This is a genomic window from Cellulosilyticum sp. ST5, from assembly GCF_046529625.1.
Taxonomy (GTDB): Bacteria; Bacillota; Clostridia; order Lachnospirales; family Cellulosilyticaceae; genus Cellulosilyticum; species Cellulosilyticum lentocellum.
Genome location: NZ_CP132338.1, coordinates 2881445 through 2901604 on the forward strand (window position 1 = coordinate 2881445; position 20160 = coordinate 2901604).

Below are 20160 nucleotides of genomic sequence, written 5' to 3' on the forward strand. Positions count from 1 at the left end.
TATTTTGATAATTGACCTTGAAGACAAATGTTATTAATGATTCAATATCGCCATTACTGTCTTTGTGGATAAATCCCTTCTGTTGCAATATAGTACTTCATGTTTGGCAATGGCTCTGCACCTTTCAAGTTTGGTAATGCAAATGTCCCCTGCGCTGCATTCCCACCATATGTATTTCCAATTAATGAATATAAAGCCTGATTTTGTGCAATGTTTAAGATTTGCCCTTCACAAGACATCCAACCCATTGGTGCAAAGGTATAGGGAAACAGTGTAATTTCGCCTAATAAATAATCCATAATCCTACCTCCTAAAATTTATATTTATATTAAATCTTGTTACTTAAATAATTAACTGCGATTTGAGGACAATTGTTCCTGCAATCATTTAAATATTCTGATATAACTAACTTCTAGGTGGGTAAAAGCTTTGATGTCATTTTAATCATAATAAAGTGAAAAAGATGTGCGGATAATAAAAGTTAAAACAAGGTGACAGGATGCTTTAGAACTGAAGAAGGTAACAAAAGTTTTATGACCATGATATCTTATATTAGTATGACTCAAAAGCATAATATAGGTTCTATGAAAGCAATAACAAAAGCGCTGATTAATGAAGGTGATTTTATTTTTGTATAAGTAGTGACTAAAAAGCCATTTAAATTATATAATATTCTAAAAATTTTTTAAACATTTTTATGTAAAATATTTAAAATTTTATTACAAATGTAAAACATTGTATGTTGCATGCATGTAAATACATATGTTTAACTTTCTCTTCTAGTAGTGATACTAGTCTGATGAAATAGTGTTTACCTTACACCACTCTTGAATACTAAATCCACTACTTGTATATTCATCAATGCGCTTATGCCATTGTTCTTCCCTGGATATCATTGTCATAAAAAATATACCTCCATACATCATTAATGTATAGAGGTATATTTTTTATGACATGAGGTTGACGGGATAGGAGGATAAGGTGTTATTCTCGCTTTCAATACGTTATTTTACTGTTGGTCAATCTCCTAGGGATTTTTACACTATTGAACATCGATGAAATTTTTTTAATAAAATTTTTAGGGAATCAGCTTGCTCATCACATATAGTATAGTGTAAAGATAAAACAAATAACTTCCCATAGCAGAATCACCACAGCTTCAATCTGAAGAACTGACCGGGTCAGCCAAGTCTCAATCTATTGTTATAGGTACCTCTGGACTTAAGGAAAATGTTCACTGATGCGCTGCAAGGGAGGCGCTTCTTATAAGTTATTTGCCCATGCTTTACATCTAACAGTACCCTAAATAAAGTTAAAACCAGAGTCTTAAAGCCTTAGCTTCCTCATCACGAAGGGTGCACCGGCTATGACTTTTAGGAGCTCCTCACTCTTCGGTTTGACTTTCATACTTATGTCCTTAGTCTCTGTACATGCAAGCTGTGCTGAGGAGCTGCTGCTATGCCCGTTTAGAGCTAAAGCATAGGTATAAAGGTCAAAACGAAGTGGCTGGCAAACAAAAGCCCATCTTTTCAGTTATTTACTAGAAAGATGGGCTTTTGCTATGTCTTAGCTTATATTTATAACAAAGACGGATTAATACCCTATTTCATGTGTATTAATCCGTCTTTTGCCTTCTTAATTCTCAACCCTTAATTCTTAATTCTTATCGATGTTCATCAATATAATCTGAAAGTCTTGCAAACTCTTCAATGGATAAGGTTTCCCCTCTTGTTTGAGCGCCTATACCACTTTCATCTAAAATCTCTTTAAGCTTATCTTTATCTAGGCCTAATTCTCCGTGCGCTGCTAAGGTATTAAGTAATGTTTTTCTTCTCAGCAAGAACGCTGCTTTTATAATACGAAACATTTGTTTCACATTATTCACCTTTACTGGTGGCTCTTCATGTACGGTTAATTTAATAACTGCTGAGTCTACATTAGGTCTAGGCATAAAGCAGTTTCTTGGCACATTAGCCACTAAGTATGGCTCAGAGAAATAATTAACGGCTACTGAAATAGCGCCGTATTGCTTCGTACTTGGTTTAGAAGAAAGTCTATCTGCTACTTCTTTTTGAACCATAACGGTAATACTTTCGATAGGTAACTCATTTTCAAGTAAAGTCATAATAATAGGCGTTGTAATGTAGTATGGTAAATTTGCTACTACTTTAACTCTTTTATGAGGTGACTCTTCTGCTATGAGTTTGGCTAAGTCTACCTTCAGCACATCTTTATGAATCAGTTTAAAGTGAGGCTCTGCTCCAAATTGCTCCGTTAAAATAGGAATGAGCTGATCATCAATTTCAATGGAAATAACTTTCCCTGCATGCTCAAGTAAGGCCTGTGTCACACAACCAATACCTGGGCCAATCTCAATGACGCAATCTTCCTCTGTAATATCTGCGGCTCTAATAATTTTATCAAGTACATGTGGGTCTATTAAAAAGTTTTGTCCGAATTTCTTTTGAAAAGCAAAAGGGTATTTACTAATAACTGCCTTGGTGCCTTCCACTGTTGCTATCTTTTGCATAGTGTTAGTCGCTCCTTAAAATTGTTCATTGCCTTATCATAGCATATTTTTCTTTAGTATTAAAGTAATTGCCTCTTCTAAAACTTTCAAGATATAATTTTTCTTAATTCTATCTTTAACTCAAATTGTCAATATTATGACATAATCAAAGTAAAAAAAGCTTAGCACTATTTTCATCTTGCTAAGCCATTAATTTTTCTATTAAGCTTTTAGTATCTATAGATTTAATTCATCTAATGCATTCATCGCTAATTTAATGCAGCCTTTGATTCCCTGATCATCATTTAATGATGCAGGTACAATGTATTCATCCATTTTTTCAAATTCTTTTGTTTGAATATAATCATTAACTAAAGCCTTCACCTTATGCCTAATAAGTGGGAACAGTTGTTTCTGATTCATAACGCCTCCACCTAAAATAATCTTCTGTGGACTTAAGATCATCATATAGCTAGTTAAAGCTTGTGCTAAGTAGCTACTCTCGAGTTCCCAGACTTCTGCACGCTCAGTAAGCTCATAAGCTTTTTTTCCCCATCTTTCTTCAATAGCTGGACCTGAGGCCACTCCCTCTAAGCAGGTTCCATGATAAGGGCACTTTCCAGTATAAACATCATTTATTTCTGGCTTTACAGGGATATGACCTGCCTCTGGGTGTAGCATACCATGTAAAAGCTTTCCATTTATCATAATACCAGCACCCACACCAGTTCCTACTGTTAAATACAGTGCATCTGTTAATCCTTTTGCACATCCCCATGTAGCTTCACCTAATAAAGAACCATTCACATCGGTGTCGAAACCAACAGGTATATTAAGTGCCTCCTTAAATACGCCTACAATATCAAAGTTTCTCCATGCAAGCTTTGGTGTACTTGTGATATACCCATATGTTTTTGAACTATGATTGACATCTATTGGTCCAAAGCATCCAATCCCTAAAGCACTAAGCTCTTTTCCTTTAAAAAACTCAATCAATTTTGGCATGATTTCCCCTGGTGTTGTCGTAGGAATAGAAATTCTCTCAATAATTTTCCCCTCTTCATTTCCTATGGCACACACCATCTTAGTACCGCCTGCCTCTAATGCTCCAAATATCATTCTATTCATCTCCTTCATCTATTAGTTTAATAGGCTTTTAGCCACCTATATACTTTTCTTATTGTTGCTCTATGATATATTCTAGGTTAAACTATAATTAAAATTATCTCTATCAGTTATGTAATTAAAAAATATCAAGCTTTATTTTTATAACAACCTCTTCATTCTCTACATAAGGAGTCTCTCAATGGCAAAAAACTATTTATTACACTATGAACGTGATCACTTCATTACGATGAACGATATGCTTCAATGCCACTACTATTTTGATTATGGTGAACGTTCATTTGATATTAATATGGAATTTCAGCACTATCATGCTTTCTATGAAATCATGATTCTTCTTAGCCCTCAAGCTCAGCATTTAATTAAAGGTATTCCTTATGATATTGTTGCTGGAGACCTAGTTCTTTTACCACCTTCTGTTCTTCACAAGTCTATTTATCCAGAAGGGGAGCCTAGCAAACGCTTAATTGTTAATTTTATACTCCCTGATGATACGTTTAATGAGCTTGAATATTATAAACCGCTTCTTAATATTTTTGAGGAAGAAGTACCTATTTTTAGATTTGAACCTCATACCAGAAAAAGGCTATTTGCCCCTATTGATGATATATTTACATTGACCAAAAGTACTTCCTATGAAGCTGACCCTACAAGCCAAATGATTATACATATGAAATTTATAAACTTTCTTTATGATCTAGTCCATGCTAGAGATGAGAATATTTATATTCCTCATAATACCTGTTCACCAAAAGACATGAAAATTTATGATATTGCCTTCTACATCCATAATCATTATCATGAGGACTTATCACTAGCATCTTTGGCCAAACAATTTTTCTTAAGTCCATGTTACTTATCCCACCAATTTAAAGAAGTAACTAACTTTACCTTAACACACTATATACAAATTAGTAGAATTCAAAATGCCAAATATCTGCTTCAAAACACTGATTTCTCTATCACTGAAATAGCTCAAAGATGCGGATTTCAAAGCTTTTCTCAGTTTAATCGTATTTTCCGACGTGAGTGCCAGGTTTCTCCTTCAGAGTTTCGAAAAACCGGTATATCTTGGAAACCAGAGTCCTAAAAAAGCAGACCGTTAAGGTCTGCTTTTTTAACTATACCACTTTCTTTCCGCTTCTAATTTTAATAACCTTATCAAATTCCGTATACTCCGTTAAATAGAGGGTAAAAGCATATTTTGATTGCTCTTCGCTTCCAAATTTTCCATTGGTAAATAGATGTGTTCCAAAACCTGGTCCTATTTCTAAACTATCACTGCTATTAGAAAATACTACATTTCCCTGTTTTAATATCATGCTATTACCTGGTGCTGCTTGTACAGTAAATTGCTCATTCCAAAGCAGGTCTGCTCCTGATACTGCTATTTCTACACGGAAGGGTGCTCCTTCAACCCCAGAAGCTTGTATATGAACATTTATACCGTCTTGCTCTTCTTCCACCTGAACTTTAAGTTTCATTTGTGGTCCTTCAAATGTTTCACGTCTCTCATTGTCCATCTTCCACCAATCACTAGTAGCTGGCTTTTCTTTAAAGGGTAAATAGTACCAGCCTTTCATGACTTGTTCTAAACAATGTCCTGTATCTGTTTTTTCTAGTACTTCTGGAATAAAGCCTCTATGTTCGAAAAAGCTGCCACCAAGCTTCATTTCCATATGTATTGTCTGATTACTAAAGTGCAGGAAGCCTGACTTTTGAGCCATTAATGTATAGCTATATTCTCCATGGCGTACTCTAAGTATCCCTGACTCTTGATAGAGTCTAGAAAAATCTAATACATTACGTATGCCTTCATGCTCTAGCATCTTTAGTTCTGGGCGATTCATCATATGAATCAGATGATCTGGTGCAGTAATACCCTTTTCTTCAATGATTTTAAAAATATAGTTTGCCATATCTAGATACTCTGGTATATTTCTTCGATATCCCATATCCAAATATTCCATATAGTAATCCTTTGGGAAAACCAATGTACCATTATCCTGCCTTGTAGAATTGGCAGTAAAAATGCTGCCATTAGGCTCTATGTAAGTAAGCATCATTTCTAGATTTTTGACAGCATACTCATAAAATCTTTCTTCACCTGTTATATCGCCTAACGTTATCATGGCATCATTATTAATCCTATTGTAATTACCAGATGACTTTTCAGCGAACTCTCCATCTTCATTACAGTCAATACCTTCATTAAGATACTGATTGGCGCATAAAATCATTTCTTCATCATCAAAATATTTGCCACACTCCATTAAATTAGAAGCAATAGCCCAGCGATGATTAGGTGTATGAAAACCACCTATTTTTAAGCCTTCAGCACCTTTTCTTACAATACCTTTTATAGTTTGGTAAATATGCTCTTCTTCTTGTGTTTCTCTCTGTTTTTCTAAGTACTTTAAGCAGGGTAGAAATCTTTTAATACAAAATGCTGTATCTGGTGCAGAGAAGAAATTACAACTAATTAAATCAAAAAGCCCATTATCATGTTGAACCCTAATGACATAATCTAATGCTAGATTAATCATCTGATAAACACGGTGCTCTTTATAATAAACAGAATCACTATTACAATAGGCCGCAATGGCTGTCGTAGCACAATAAATGGCGTGTTTCCCATGTATCAATCCTTTTTTATCTACAAAGCCCCCTTGTGTAGGACCTTCTGCTAACACTTGTGATCTTAAACTATGTTCTACCCTTTTTTCAGTATCCTTTAGTATCTTCCAATAATGAGCTAACATCATTTCCTCCTAAATATAACGTTTCATCTTTACTTTCTTAATAAAAATCAAAAAGATTCCAAAGAAACAAAGTAAACTAATAGGTAATATCATAAATCCAATACGATATCCAAATAAATCGATAGTTTTTCCAAAAACTACATTAAATACAATATCAAACAGAGTGGCTAGGCTTATAATGGTTCCAGTTGCTGAAGCCACACAATCCTCTGGATAAAATCCCTGTACAGAAAGTACCAAGGTAGGATAAATAACAGACAAAAACAAACCAGATAATCCTAATAAGAAAAGTGTTCCTTTGATTCCAAAAGCAACTGCCCCTATGTAGAAAATAACCCCTACTACGCCAAAATACTTAATACTTTTTATGGTCCCTAGTTTTTGAACAACTGGTGCAAAAATAAACCGTCCTATTGTTATGCCACCGAAAAACAAAGATAAATATAAGGAAGCTTGTCCTTCAACTAACCCAAGTTGTTCTTTACTATATATAACAAACCAGTTCATAATGCCATGTTCTGCAACAAAGTAGCAGCCAAATATCAAGAACAAATAGATAAATGCTGGATTACTCACTACTTCTCTTATAGAGCTACCTTTTTTATCAACTCTTTCTGTTTTTTCTGGAATCTCCACTTTGTAAAAGAGTAAAAAAGCAATAATTCCTAGTATGAGTAACACTCCATTAGTTAACTTCCACCAATTAAAATCAGAAGCAAAACGTCCGAGTATACCTTGGCTTGCACTGGTTCCCATACCCTGAGCAAAAAACAAAGTATTTACAATCATAACTGGTGACAAGAATAATAGCGGCGTTAAAAGATTAATCATGGTATTTAGTAAGGTGGATGCTCCCATCGTTATAAATACACCTATGAGAAGCATCCAATAACTATCTGTCACTAAATAAAGACCGACTGCTAAAATCCATAAAAGTAATACACCTAAAAACACCTTTTTCTTCTGATAACGATCAGCTAACTTTGTCCCTATCAGAAGAAAAAGTAAATTACCTGCATAGCTCACTGTCATAATCATAGAAATCTGAAAAGCATTTAATCCAAAATGAGACTGAAAAACTGGAGCAAATATACCTCTTAGTGCATCACTGGCACCTAATGCAACCATTAAAATGGCTAGGGTAACATATAAAATTCGTGATTTATGGGTCTCTTTCATGTTACATAGTTTCCATATTCTCTACTTGAAGAATATGCTTTTCTCCTGCCACGAATTCTTTCATATTTTCCTTACAATTTACTTTTACATTAGAAAGCTTTATACCATCAACCTTATCTATATACATACCATAAAGCTTAGATGGTATAATGCCTTCACCTTGACATGGTCTAATATCATAACTATCAGAAGGCCATTTAGATGTTTTTTCAAGAGTTACATTAATATTTTCTAAAACCAGATCTTTGATAATATGTCCTTCGCTACCTGAAATAAATATACCATTTTCACTCTTACAATTCACATTGCTTATTCTCACATTACGAATCTGCCCTGCTGTAACACCATCTTTTCTATTGATAGCAGTAATATAAATAGGTTCTGCTCTTCCCCACCATTGCTCTGAAAATCTTCTGGTCTCAATGGTCACATTAGAGATTTGAACATTTTCAATATTGCCTTTGTCTCTTAGTTGTAAAGAGATTCCTCTATTGCTACGGCTAATACAACAGTTTTCAATAATGATATTCTCAAAATTGCTCTCACTTTCTGTACCAAACTTAATGGCAGCACTTGTTGAAATCAAAGTACAGCCTGAGATGATAATATTTTTGCATGGTCCATATTTTTCATACCCTTTAGTATTTTTTAAGACAATACAATCATCTGCACATTCAATATGGCAATTGATAATTCTTACATTCTCACAGTGGTCTGGGTCAATGCCATCGCTATTAGCCATCTTTAAGCTATTTAAAATACGAATGCCTTCGATTAAAACATCATAGCAACCTGCCATATGTAAAGTCCAGAAGCCACATTTAGTAAGTGTAATGTCCTTTACCGTTAAATGCTTAACTTCTTCAATTAAAATCATTGGTATACGTGGATAGTATGTTCCTTCTATGTGATACTGACCCTCATGTCCATGATATATTTCTTCACTTCCATCTATACTTCCGAATCCTGTAATTCTTATATTTTCTCCGCCTTGTGCATAAATAAAGTAGTGGCGTGGACGACCATCATACTCACAATTAATATAAGAGGGTACATTACTTTCTTTCTTTACTTCCACTCCTTCAAAAGGATCCAAAGCTTGATAATCATTTAAATCATCACTGGCCATTAAAACAGCTCCACTTTCCACATGAAATTCAACATTAGATTTTAATATAATAGATCCAGCTTTATAAACCCCTCCAGCTGGTAATACTACTCTGCCGCCTCCAGCTTTTGTACATTCATCAATTGCTGTTTGTATAGCTAGTGTATCCTTTGTGATGCCATCGCCTATTGCTCCATATTCTAATACATTATATTGCATCTATTTTTCCTCCTTTAATATCTCTAACATAAATAGGATTGCTAGTGCCTGTCCATATGGCATTGGTCTTAATTCAATGTTTTTATAAAAATCCTTATCTTCTCTCCCCATTGGTGTACCATATGATACTTGATGTAAAATACCTTCTTCATCTGTATAATCTAGAATAGGTGCAACAGCTTTTTTGGCATACTCTACATATTCCTGTCCTAATAATCCTAAATGAACCCCTTTTAATATACCGTAGGCAAATCCGCAGGTTGCACTAGCTTCTAAATAAGACTCTTTATCGTCCACTAATGTATGCCACATACCATCTGCTGACTGATACTTAACCAAGGCATCTACTTGGCTTTTTAATGATTCAGTTAAAAAGCGTTTTACACTTTCTTCGCACTCTACCATTTCAATGAACTCTGGAATAGCCGCTGTAATCCAGCAGTTTCCTCTGCCCCATAATGCCTCTGCAAAATTATGATTGCCATTAAAGGTGAATCCATGGAACCATAATCCCGTTTTTCGATCCGTTAAATATTTTATATGAAGTAAAAATTGATATTTAGCTTCTTCTTTATATTCACTCTTATCTAGAATTCTTCCCATATTAGCTAGAAATAGGACTGCCATAAATAGTGTATCATCCCATAGTTCTTGTTCATTTAAAGTATCCGAGGTTAAATGCTGAAATCCCCCTTCTTTGGTACGTGGAAAAGATGTTATCATCCATTCTGCCCACTCTTTACATATTTCCATATAGTCTTCACGCTTTTCATACTCAGCTAAAAAGGACATTGCTAGGAGTGGTGCTGTGGTATTGACATTCTTTGAAGGCAAGCCAATTTTTAATTGTCTATCATAGTATTCATTAAGGGTTTTCAAATATCGCTTATCCTGGGTATGTTGATACAGCTTCCAAAATCCAAATAATCCAACACCCTGTGTCCATTCCCAAAATTTGTACTTTTCAATATCATCTCCTACGAGATTATGATTCTCCATTCCTTTCAGAAAAATATCATCTACCTCGTATAACACTTTTTCAAAACTATTCACATAGAGGTCTATTGTTCTAAGAATGTTTTGTTTCTCCATAGTATTCGACATTATATTTCTATTCCTTTCCCCTTAATATATATTGAGTCATAAAAAGCCGTCACCGAACTAATTCTTTTCGTATGACGGCCTTACTTCTAATCTGCTAAAATAATAGTCCTATTCATACACACCTGTTAAAGTTTCTAGCTGTGTCTTTATTACGTAATCCATAATACCTTCGCTATCCATTTCTCCTGCAATAGCTTTATCTAATGCATCTCTTACAGCATTACCATAAGTTTCATTAGCATGGTATTGAGTTGTTACCATTTTGTCATAGCTTGATTGACTATTAGATTCATTAATTTCTGTGTTAAACACATCTAAACCTTCTACTGAATATTTAGGCTCAATACCTTTTTTACCTGGTAAGTAGTTACCTAAGCTGCAATATTCTGCATAATTCTCATCTTCGAAGAACCATTCAAGGAACTCAACTGCTTCTGCTTCATGACCTGTACCTTCCATAGCATAAAAATAGTTTCCACCAAGGCTAGTAGCCTTATCTGTTTCATATGGCATAAGTACTGGAGCCCATTCAAAGTCTTTAATATTTTGAGCATAATCACTCATTACCCAGCTTCCTGCATAGTGAGCTGCAACAGTACCTGTTTTGAATACATCTTGTGCATTTTCTGTTCCTACACCTACAGATGCTTTAGAAATGCCACCTGCTTTATACATATTAAGTAAGTAGTCTAAGCCTTGTTTGGTTGCATCACTTCTAAATGTTAGTTTGTTGTAATCGTTTGCATCAAAAAGTTCCATTCCAAATTGATATAAGAAGTTGTTAATTCTTTGCTGAGAGTGATCCATTACAAATCCTGTTTGAATGTTAGTATTCTTCTCTTGTACTTCTTTTACAGCTTCTTCAAATTCAGTCCATGTCCATCTTTTTTCTTCTGTAAGTGGATAAGCAACACCTGCATTATCAAAGGCAGTTTTGTTAATAATCATACCAACTGCAGTCGTATTAATTGTAGGTGCATAGAATCTTCCATCAATAGTACCATCTAAAAGAAAATCTTCTGCTTTCAATGAAGAATCTTCTAATGGATGAATGTAATCTGCAAATTGAACCAGCTCGGTTGTCTTAACTAATGATGGCAACTCATTTACAGCAGCTCTATTTTGAAGTTGAGTTTTAATATCTGCGTATGCAACTTCATTAAGTTTTACTTTTATTCCTTTATCTTTATATTCCTCATTGAATTTTTCAACCATATGGGCCATGGCTCCACCTTCTAATGTATCATCACTTAATAATAATTCTAGTTCTACTACTCCCTCTGATTTCTCAGAGCATCCTGTTAATATAGTTGATAATCCCATAGCCAGGCCTAATGTTAATACTGCAAACTTTTTCTTCATATTATCACTCCTCCAATTTTTATTTAACCTTTTACTCCAGAAGACATATTAGAACTCATAATTTGTTTATTAAATATAATAAATACAATAAGTACTGGAATCATAGAAAGAACTGATGCTGCAAGTAATACTGTCCAGTTAACAGCTTCTGCACCTGATAGTGTTCTTAACGCTAACTGCAATGTATACTTCTCTGGACTTCTAAGTGAAAGTAGTGGCCAAATATAATCATTCCATCTCCATCTAAAGCTTAGGATTGCTAATACAGCAATCTGTGATTTACAAATAGGAAGCATAATCTTTGCAAAAATCACTCCTTCATTTGCTCCGTCGATTCTAGCAGATTCCATTAACTCATTTGGTACTGTAATGAAGAACTGCCTCATCATAAAGACTCCCGTCATGGTTCCTACTGTTGGAATAATACATCCCCATAGTGAATCATAAAGTCCCAATTTATATAAAATAGTGAAGCTTGGACGCATAATAACTTCTGTTGGAAGCATGGTGGTAGCTAATAGTGCAAAGAACAAAATATTAATCCATTTATATTTGTACTTTGCCAGTCCATAACCGCACATACAGCTCATTAAAATGGTACTAACAGTAGCTATTATTGTTACAAATGCAGTATTTGCTGTGTATCGTATGAAATCGAATTGCTCAAGTGCCACTTTATAGTTTTCCCATGTGGGGGATTCCGGTAAAAATGTTAATGGATATCTAAATAGTTCACTGCCGTCTTTAAAAGAACTTATGAGCAGCCAGAGCACAGGAAAAATCCAAATAGCCGCAAAAGCAATTGAAAAGATGTATGTAAAAATTTTTCTAGCTTTTTTCATTTTCTGACTCTCCTTTAATCATTATTATTATTCATTCTAGTCTGTACTATGGACAATACCATTAAAATAAAGAATAATACCATAGATGCCGCACTAGAATAACCAACCTTCATCTTGTCAAATCCTGTGTTATAAATGTACTGAATCATATAGGTGGTTGATGTACCAGGTCCACCATTTGTTAACGTCTGTACCATTGCAAATGCCTTGAAGGATGTAATAATAGATAAAATAATGACCATAAAAGAAACTGGTTTTATACTTGGAAGTGTAATACTTTTAAATACATTCCAACTATTTGCCCCATCAATAACTGCTGCTTCTTTGAGTTCTCCAGGAATCTGTTTAAGTGCTCCTATGAAAATCAGCATATTCGTTCCACATCCTGCCCATACACTGGCTATAATGGTTGTAATAAATGCAGCAGTTGGATTAGTTGCCCAACCAATTGGATCCATTCCAAGTCTTCCTAAAACATAGTTGAATAGTCCAAAGCTCTCTCCAAATATCCATTTCCATGTAAGACCTACCATAATGGTAGAAAGCAATGTAGGCCAATAAATTAAAATCCTTAGTATAGAAATACCTTTTATTTTCTCTGATGAAAGTAGTAGCCCTAATCCCAACGAAGCTATATAGCCAATTGGTACTGATACTACTGTAAACTTCACTGTATTCCATAGGATTTTATAAAATTCTACATCCTTAAATAATTTAATATAGTTTTCTAATCCTATAAAATCCATTTGTTTTAACCCATTGAAATTAGTTAAAGAATACCAGATTCCTACAATTGCGGGCGCCACAAAAAACACAATAAAAAATAATATATTAGGTAAGCAAAAGGCTAATGCCCATTTGTGGAGATAGTCCTTTTTTTTGTGTGTTCTGTTTTTCAAAACCCCTGTTTTTACCACACTATTTCCTCCTCTGTTAATTATTTATGTTAAGCTAATTATAAACAGTAAATATTTCTAGTGCTATGCATTTTTTTAGTATTAATTGAAATAACATTGCATATTTTGCTTTTATCATTTAGTCAATATATCCATATACTTACAATAAAACTTGTCAATTTCATCACTATTGTACTAATGCCAATACTCATAGTTCTTAGTTATAAGTGCACTATGGACATAAAACACTCTATTTGTAGATAAAAAAAACACCTCCTCTTAATTAATAAGAGGAGGTTAACAACAAAACTATAAGTCCTTTACAAAGAAATCCTTTCACCTATACGAAGGCATTTACTGTCTTTGCCATGTCCTATTTGCATTGTTTTAGCAATAGGGATATCTCTATCCCCTATTAATTCTAGTAACAGTTCTTCTATGGTTGGGCTTAAAGCTTTTTCTTCCATTTCTAAGAAACTGCCTAGTAAAATCCCTTTGACTTCATCTAATACACCCATTTGCTTATATTGATTCAAAAAGGTAGCCATTTGAGCTGGCTTACCGCTCATACCTTCTAAGAAGAGGACCTTATCCTTAAAATCAGGGAAATAAGGCGTACCTGCTAATTTGAGTAAGCATCTAATATTACCACCTATGATGATACCCTCTAATTTTTCACCTTTTATAAAGTGATAATCAAATTGAAATAAATCCTCTTGTTCTTCAAATAAGCTTTTATAAAAGGCTTCTTGCTGAACCTTTGCATCATCTCCTATAAGGAATCTGACTTGGTATAAATAAGAGCTTATTCCCGTTTTAGCATAAATACTATCAATGACCGTCGTTAAATCACTATAACCAAAGTATGGCTTATTGGCCTTTTTTATCCTCTCAAAATCTAAGAAAGGTAATACCTGATTGGCAATATCCCCTCCTGAAATGTCAAAGATAGCTTTTACACTTTCGTTTTGATAAAAGTTCATTAATGCCGCTGCTCTATCTTTTCCACTTGCCGCAAAAACATCCTTTTGGGCATAAATATATGGGCTACTTAATACTTCTAGCCCCCAGCCTTCTAACACTTCTTTGAGAGCTGCTATTGTCTCTTGCATCCCTGTACTAAGTCCATTAGAACAACCTACTAACGCTACTGTATCACCTATTTTTAATAATGGCACGATCTCCACCTCCTTATATCTTGTTATTCTTTTATCTTTTCAAATTAAGTATACTATAGTTTTCCGCACTCTTTTTATTTTGCAAGCTTAAACTTTATAAATTTTTCAAAAAAGGTAAGGCCAGCCAACAATAAAGCAAATCCAAGTCCCACATAGAAAAATGCAATCAACCAATCTGGCCATAAATGCTCCATACGAATTATAATGCCACCAGACATCATCACTGCCATGATTATAAAAGACTTCTTATCAAAAAAATGCCAAAACCACTGCTTTTCCATTTCATAAGATGTAATTCTCTTAGTATGCTTTTTAACAAGAGGCCCAAAAACTATGAATTGAAAAAATGCAAAAACTAAAATAGATAATGCAATTAAAAAAGCAGAAATATGGCCTACATAAGCCTGACATCCAATATGTAGCACATTATATCCTGCAATGCTCCATACTAGCCCTGCTAGAAATAATAAATTAAATTTTTTAACCATCTTAATCCCCCCTTAAAGGATACTTATCAATATAGTAATTTATCAATTAGTTTTATCAGAGTAGAATAATTTTTTTGGTTACCTTTTGCACTGAGAACAATATTTGAAAAGGTAAAGTTAATGAATTCATCTCTAGTGAAGGAATCATCAAAAATCCCTTCCTTAATCTTTTTATCATTTTCAAGAACTTTTTTTAAATGGTAATGAATATGTGTAAGATATTTCTCCATCATCATACGGCCTTTTTCTAGCTCTTCTTTCTGATGAATACTATGTGGATGTGCAGTCAGTATGTCTGGATACTCACTACAACACTTGTCAATCATACTTATTAGCCATATAAGACAGTCATGGAAAGAATCTAGTTCTTTATATCCCTCAGCATTATGAAATATATCACACCATATAGCAGCAATGGTTTCGCTTATTAAAGCCTCTTTATTTTTAAAGTAATTATAAACAGAACCTACGGAAACATTTGCCTCTTCTGCCACGTTTCTTATATTAATAGCCTTAATTCCCTTTTCAGCAGCAATCTTTTTGCTTGCATTCAATAATAATTCTGCAGATGTTATAACTATATTCAAGTTATCTCCTCCTCGTTTGAACTATGTTCATTTTAATTCAAAATAATTTCTTTGTCAAATTTCCTTTTAAAATCAAATAAAATCGAGATTTATGTAGCTAAATCAACTTTTAAAATAAAAAACAATTATTGACAAACCAATAATAAATCCATAAAATGAACATTGTTCACATTTAAAACATAGATTAATCCACAAAGAAAGGATGAAAAATGATGCAAGCTATAGTTGAAACCATATTTGACACCGTCTACTTGATATCAGTCATAACAATAGGTATCTTAATGATTCTAAAAAGCAAAGGAAATAACCAGTATAAGCTTTTCGGGATTATGGCAATCGTTTTAGGCGTAGGTGATTCCTTCCACCTTATCCCTCGTGCCCTAGCCTTATGTACAACTGGCCTCGAAAATTTCACCACCGCACTAGGTATAGGGAAGTTTATTACCTCCATTACCATGACAATCTTTTATATCATTTTATATTATGTGTGGAGACTACGATATCATGTCAAAGGACAAAAGGGCGTCACCGCTGTAGTATATGTATTATCCGCTTTACGTATTGTCCTTTGTCTATTTCCTCAAAACCAGTGGCTAAATGATGTATCATCTATCTCATGGGGAATTTACAGAAACATACCATTCGCACTACTCGGCTTACTTATTATTGTGTTATTTTATAAGAGCACTAAAGAAAATCATGATACTTCCTTCAAATGGATGTGGCTCACGATTGTTCTTAGCTTTGGCTTTTATATTCCAGTCGTATTATTGGCAGATGCTATCCCTATGGTGGGTATGCTGATGATTCCAAAAACTTGTGCCTATGTATGGACAGTTGTTATCGGTTACAAAGATATGCAGCGTAGTTAAATTGAACCCAATAAAAAATGACGATTCTTAATACACAAAAAGGACTACCAAGAAACTTCTAATAAATACAAGTGCTATAAATCTTCGGATTTACCAGCATCTATCTCTTGTATTAAAAGTTGTTTCTCAGTAGCCCTTTTTTAACTATCTATGTTTCAATCCCCTTCTTTAAAGCTTCTCATTCCTTCTTCTTTTAACAAATTAACAAACTCATCTGCCTTACCTTTTTCAACTATACTAATTACTTTCCAATAAGGTAAGTAATAGTCTTATCTTTATCTTCTACGGCATCATGATATTTAAACACGAGTGCTTCTTCAGTCTCCCACACCAAATTAATATTATCTTGAGACGTTAATGGCATATCAAACGTATAGACATAATATTTGGCTTCTTTTTCTTTTTCTGTTCCTTCAGGAATAAAATCCAATATCCTAGTAATCTTACCATTTACTAAATCAATAACATGAATGGTATTTTGATATCTACCTACTATATAGTTATTACTATAGCTAATTGGAACAAAACCTTCTCCACCTAATTTTTCTTTTAGGTTATAAGTTTTAACTAAAGTCCCTGTTAAATCATCATATATTTTAAATTCAGTTCCTGTACTAATAGCAACTTCATTATTTTTGTAGAGTATGCCAGCTTCAGCTTGAATACTTGGCTTTTCTACTAGCTTGTCAATTACCTTACCATCTTTCATATAAAAAGTCGTACGAGCTATCTGAGTGAGTGCGCCCTGAATAGCATAGGTCACACAAACCATTTCACTCCCTGCGTTAGTTCTTCTTAAAGTTACATTCTTCCCATCTACTACGTCCTCATCATAAGTATTAATATCTCCCACTACCTTTTTCCCACTGGCAGTCCTTACCATTAACTTTTTGTTCGCCTCATCAACTGTATATTTTCCTTCTAATGCCACCTTGTTTTCTTTACTCCACTGAACACCCATTTCCAGAGCCTCACTCACAAAGCGAAGTGGTATATAAGTCACACCATTGATCGTTTGAGGCGCTACATCTATGGTTACTACTTTGCCATTAACCTCTGCTACTTTACTCCCCACCTGCAATACAACCTTATAAACTCCATCTACAATCTCAATCTTACCTGTTGCTTGCTCCCAGTTCACCTTATACCCTAATTGCTCTGATAGGTCTCGTAGTGGGAGCATGACGCTTTGATTAATCACCTTCGGTTCATTACTTAGCATTAACTCCTGATTATTATAGCTAACACTTATCTTGCTTGCTGCCATAAGCTCATTCATCTGTGGTGTACCTAATAATAGTAGACTTGCTACTATCCCGCTAAAACTTTTTACTATTCCTTTTTTATTAATCCCCTTCATAGCTCCACCTTTTCTTTTATATAGACGTTTTTTATGTTTTCATTATACTCATCCTTCTATAGCAACACCATATGATTAACTGAAACTTAATTCATTTGTAATATTCTGTATTTTCCCCAACTTATACTTGGTTATTATTTTTAATAAAAATCAAAAACATCGTCTTAATGTTATGCTTTATACCAGTGAAAAACTATCCAATGCTTCTATTTAAAATCATATCAAATTAATAGAATATAAAAAAGCACTAGATAACCTCTATCTTCTAGTTATCTAGTACTTATCTATTTGTATTATATATCACTCATACTCTATTATTTTACTTTAAACTGTTCCATTTGTTCTGTTAATTCCACAGTCAATTGATTAACGGCTTTGGCAACATCTCGAATACTTTCACTAGATTGATTAAATTCTTCTGCTGTAGCAGCTACTTCCTGTGAGGCTGCCGCTAATTCTTGAGAGGCATGGGCCACTTTTTCTATACTTGCTTTAATGCTATCCTTTTGACGTTTATTAGCAACTGAAACAGCTGCCATAGCCTCTGTTTTGGGTAGGATACTTTTCATTGCGTCTGCCATATGTTCAAAAGTCACTACCGCTCTATCAATATTTTCTTTTTGCACTTGCATCTTCACATTGATTTCATCACTAGAATTTGTTAAATGTTCCCCTTCATTTAAAACTGCCTCAATAATCCTACTAATTTCACGCACTGACTCTTGACTTTGTTCAGCTAATTTTCTAATCTCTTCTGCTACCACGCTAAAGCCTCTTCCTGCTTCCCCAGCTCTAGCTGCCTCAATAGCTGCATTAAGGGCTAATAAATTCGTCTGTTCTGAAATTTGTGTAATGGCTGCAGTAATCCCATTAATAGAAAAAATTTTCTTGTTCATGTTTTCAATCATATTTCCAAACTGGTTAAAGGATTGATTGAAGGTATCTACTGAAGTAACTAAATCTCTTACTTGCTCCTGACTCCCTTTAATCTCGTTTTCTGCTTCTAAAGTAACATATATAACCTCTTCGATGTTGTTTTCCATCTCATCTAAGTTAGCAACAAATTCATCCATCTGCTGATTCATATTTGTGATTTCTATAGATTGATTTGTATTTTCTGTGGCGGTATTTGTCATAGAGGCTGCAATATTATTAGCACCCTCATAGATTTCATGTGATACTCCTTCTAAGCCTTTCGCTTGTCCCATTAATACGGTTGCATTATGTTCAACTGCAGTTAGTGTCTTTCTTGTGGCATCTATACTCTTTTGTAGTGCCTCTGCCATAAGAGTTATTTCATCCCTAGTCTTTTCATCCTCTGTATTAAGTTTAATAGTGAAATCACCTTGAGCCATTTTATCAATTTCGCCTTTAAGATAATTCAGTCTTTTTCCTAATGGCTTTGCAGTTATAACCATCCCTATACATAATAAGATCATTGCTATACTACATGATAAAGTATTAACTGTTGCTATTTCAATGACCTCACTAATGATATCTTTTCTTTTCACCTCAAAAGCAAGGCTCCACCCCTGGGAATGAGGTACATTATGATAGACGATATATTTATCCATACCATCATTAATCACTTCAGCCCCCTCTCCACCTTCAATCATTTTTTGATGGACCTTAGCAATATCTTCTAAGTGAGTAAGTGTAGGGTCTTGTTCTAATTCCTTGATAACATTGTATCTCTCGGCTACCTCTGATGAATTATTAGAGGCAATTACTGTGCCTTGTTTATTAAGCACATAAGATTTACCTTCCTGTAGATATTCTAAATCCTGAATCATATCCGAGAGGAATTTACCATCAAAGGTACATGTAATAGCTCCTACGACCTGCGTACCTTGTTTGAGCGATGCTCCCATAAATATAATTTGTTGTCCAGTTTTTATATTATAACTCGGACTGCTTATATACTTCTTATCTTGCATTAAATCCTTAAAATAATCTTTATCAGATATATTATTCTCAAATCCATCGGTTGAAGTTAATTGTCCCCCCAAATCAATATATCCAATAGATTTGACTCCATATTTCTCTCCATATAAATCTACATAACCTCTAAGTACATTTTCTTTTTCATCAAATCCAATCTCTGGATCACATAAGCGTTCATCTACTGAAATAGTATCCACTAACATCAAGTATTTATCTAATCTTCCTTCTAATAACCTAGCATTATCTTCTACCATCTTAATAGTGCTCTTGATTGTAAGATTTTCTATACGTGTAACCCCTACTAGATACATAGCAACAAGTGCTACACTAAAACTAAGTACTGCTATGTACCATAATCTCTTAGTTAATTTACTTACTACACTTGTCTGCTTAAGTTTTCTTGCCATCTTAACTTCTCCTTATTTAGTAATCATTATAGTAACTCTTTACTAGACAGTGAGAAATTTTTGCCCCAATTTTTTATGTTTTTTAGCAGTATGTCTTACTGATACTTTCTCCCTTTAAGTACTTCTAACTGTCTAGTTTTTCAGCAAGTCACCTGTATATCGGCATAGCTTTAATTCATCATAATGAATTAAATTAATTTTAAAAAATTAATTTAATT

The 20160-nt window shown here is 34.0% G+C and carries 18 protein-coding genes; 2 read left to right on the forward strand and 16 right to left on the reverse strand.

The features are described from left to right. Window positions 1-53: 53 nt before the first annotated feature. From QTL86_RS14250 to QTL86_RS14265, 4 genes are all read right to left on the reverse strand, one after another. Window positions 54-299 (reverse strand): phage tail protein, encoded by a 246-nt coding sequence (locus QTL86_RS14250; protein ID WP_127065683.1) that lies wholly within the window; start codon window positions 297-299, stop codon window positions 54-56. Between the two features lie 492 nt (window positions 300-791). Then, window positions 792-902: an IS66 family insertion sequence element accessory protein TnpA gene (gene tnpA / locus QTL86_RS14255; protein ID WP_410495218.1), complete on the reverse strand. Its 111-nt coding sequence runs from the start codon at window positions 900-902 to the stop codon at window positions 792-794. Window positions 903-1663: 761 nt separating this feature from the next. Next, on the reverse strand, window positions 1664-2530 hold the full coding sequence (gene rsmA / locus QTL86_RS14260; RefSeq protein ID WP_127065682.1) for a 16S rRNA (adenine(1518)-N(6)/adenine(1519)-N(6))-dimethyltransferase RsmA: 867 nt from the start codon (window positions 2528-2530) through the stop codon (window positions 1664-1666). Window positions 2531-2746: 216 nt separating this feature from the next. Next, the gene (locus QTL86_RS14265) at window positions 2747-3628 is read right to left on the reverse strand and encodes an ROK family protein (protein WP_127065681.1); all 882 of its coding nucleotides are present in this window, start codon (window positions 3626-3628) and stop codon (window positions 2747-2749) included. A 187-nt stretch (window positions 3629-3815) separates the two neighbouring features. Here QTL86_RS14265 and QTL86_RS14270 point away from each other — a divergent pair, with 187 nt between their 5' ends. Further along, window positions 3816-4724, forward strand: coding sequence for a helix-turn-helix transcriptional regulator (locus QTL86_RS14270; RefSeq protein ID WP_127065680.1), 909 nt, complete (start codon window positions 3816-3818; stop codon window positions 4722-4724). Between the two features lie 31 nt (window positions 4725-4755). On the opposite strand, the gene QTL86_RS14275 is transcribed toward QTL86_RS14270, so the two are convergent. The 10 genes from QTL86_RS14275 to QTL86_RS14320 all read right to left on the reverse strand — a co-directional run bounded on the left by QTL86_RS14275 (window position 4756) and on the right by QTL86_RS14320 (window position 15359). After that, window positions 4756-6396, reverse strand: coding sequence for a hypothetical protein (locus QTL86_RS14275; RefSeq protein ID WP_410495219.1), 1641 nt, complete (start codon window positions 6394-6396; stop codon window positions 4756-4758). A gap of 9 nt (window positions 6397-6405) precedes the next feature. After that, entirely contained in the window at window positions 6406-7575 is a 1170-nt protein-coding gene (locus QTL86_RS14280) for an MFS transporter (RefSeq protein ID WP_410495220.1), read from the reverse strand. A 1-nt stretch (window position 7576) separates the two neighbouring features. Beyond that, window positions 7577-8902: a glycoside hydrolase family 28 protein gene (locus tag QTL86_RS14285; RefSeq protein ID WP_410495221.1), complete on the reverse strand. Its 1326-nt coding sequence runs from the start codon at window positions 8900-8902 to the stop codon at window positions 7577-7579. Continuing rightward, window positions 8903-9994 carry a glycoside hydrolase family 105 protein gene (locus QTL86_RS14290; RefSeq protein WP_127068006.1) on the reverse strand — a complete coding sequence of 364 codons (1092 nt, stop codon included), beginning with the start codon at window positions 9992-9994 and terminating at the stop codon, window positions 8903-8905. It abuts the gene before it with no gap. Window positions 9995-10114: 120 nt separating this feature from the next. After that, window positions 10115-11368: an ABC transporter substrate-binding protein gene (locus QTL86_RS14295; RefSeq protein WP_127065676.1), complete on the reverse strand. Its 1254-nt coding sequence runs from the start codon at window positions 11366-11368 to the stop codon at window positions 10115-10117. A 23-nt stretch (window positions 11369-11391) separates the two neighbouring features. Then, a complete protein-coding gene (locus QTL86_RS14300; RefSeq protein ID WP_127065675.1) occupies window positions 11392-12210 on the reverse strand; it encodes a carbohydrate ABC transporter permease in 819 nt (272 codons plus the stop codon). Between the two features lie 14 nt (window positions 12211-12224). Continuing rightward, complete coding sequence (locus QTL86_RS14305) at window positions 12225-13127, reverse strand: carbohydrate ABC transporter permease (RefSeq protein WP_127065674.1); 903 nt, start codon at window positions 13125-13127, stop codon at window positions 12225-12227. Window positions 13128-13426: 299 nt separating this feature from the next. Continuing rightward, the gene (locus tag QTL86_RS14310) at window positions 13427-14284 is read right to left on the reverse strand and encodes a S66 peptidase family protein (protein WP_410495222.1); all 858 of its coding nucleotides are present in this window, start codon (window positions 14282-14284) and stop codon (window positions 13427-13429) included. Between the two features lie 74 nt (window positions 14285-14358). Then, window positions 14359-14772 carry a hypothetical protein gene (locus QTL86_RS14315; RefSeq protein ID WP_410495223.1) on the reverse strand — a complete coding sequence of 138 codons (414 nt, stop codon included), beginning with the start codon at window positions 14770-14772 and terminating at the stop codon, window positions 14359-14361. Window positions 14773-14798: 26 nt separating this feature from the next. Beyond that, a complete protein-coding gene (locus QTL86_RS14320; RefSeq protein ID WP_127065671.1) occupies window positions 14799-15359 on the reverse strand; it encodes a TetR/AcrR family transcriptional regulator in 561 nt (186 codons plus the stop codon). A 212-nt stretch (window positions 15360-15571) separates the two neighbouring features. Here QTL86_RS14320 and QTL86_RS14325 point away from each other — a divergent pair, with 212 nt between their 5' ends. Further along, window positions 15572-16231, forward strand: a complete 660-nt coding sequence (locus tag QTL86_RS14325) for a hypothetical protein (protein ID WP_127065670.1) — start codon at window positions 15572-15574, stop codon at window positions 16229-16231. 241 nt (window positions 16232-16472) lie between these two features. Here the strand turns inward: QTL86_RS14325 and QTL86_RS14330 are convergent, their stop codons facing one another. Together QTL86_RS14330 and QTL86_RS14335 are read right to left on the reverse strand one after the other, a co-directional pair. Further along, window positions 16473-17591 (reverse strand): copper amine oxidase N-terminal domain-containing protein, encoded by a 1119-nt coding sequence (locus tag QTL86_RS14330; RefSeq protein ID WP_127065669.1) that lies wholly within the window; start codon window positions 17589-17591, stop codon window positions 16473-16475. Window positions 17592-17905: 314 nt separating this feature from the next. Beyond that, entirely contained in the window at window positions 17906-19942 is a 2037-nt protein-coding gene (locus tag QTL86_RS14335) for a methyl-accepting chemotaxis protein (RefSeq protein WP_410495224.1), read from the reverse strand. Window positions 19943-20160 lie beyond the last annotated feature (218 nt).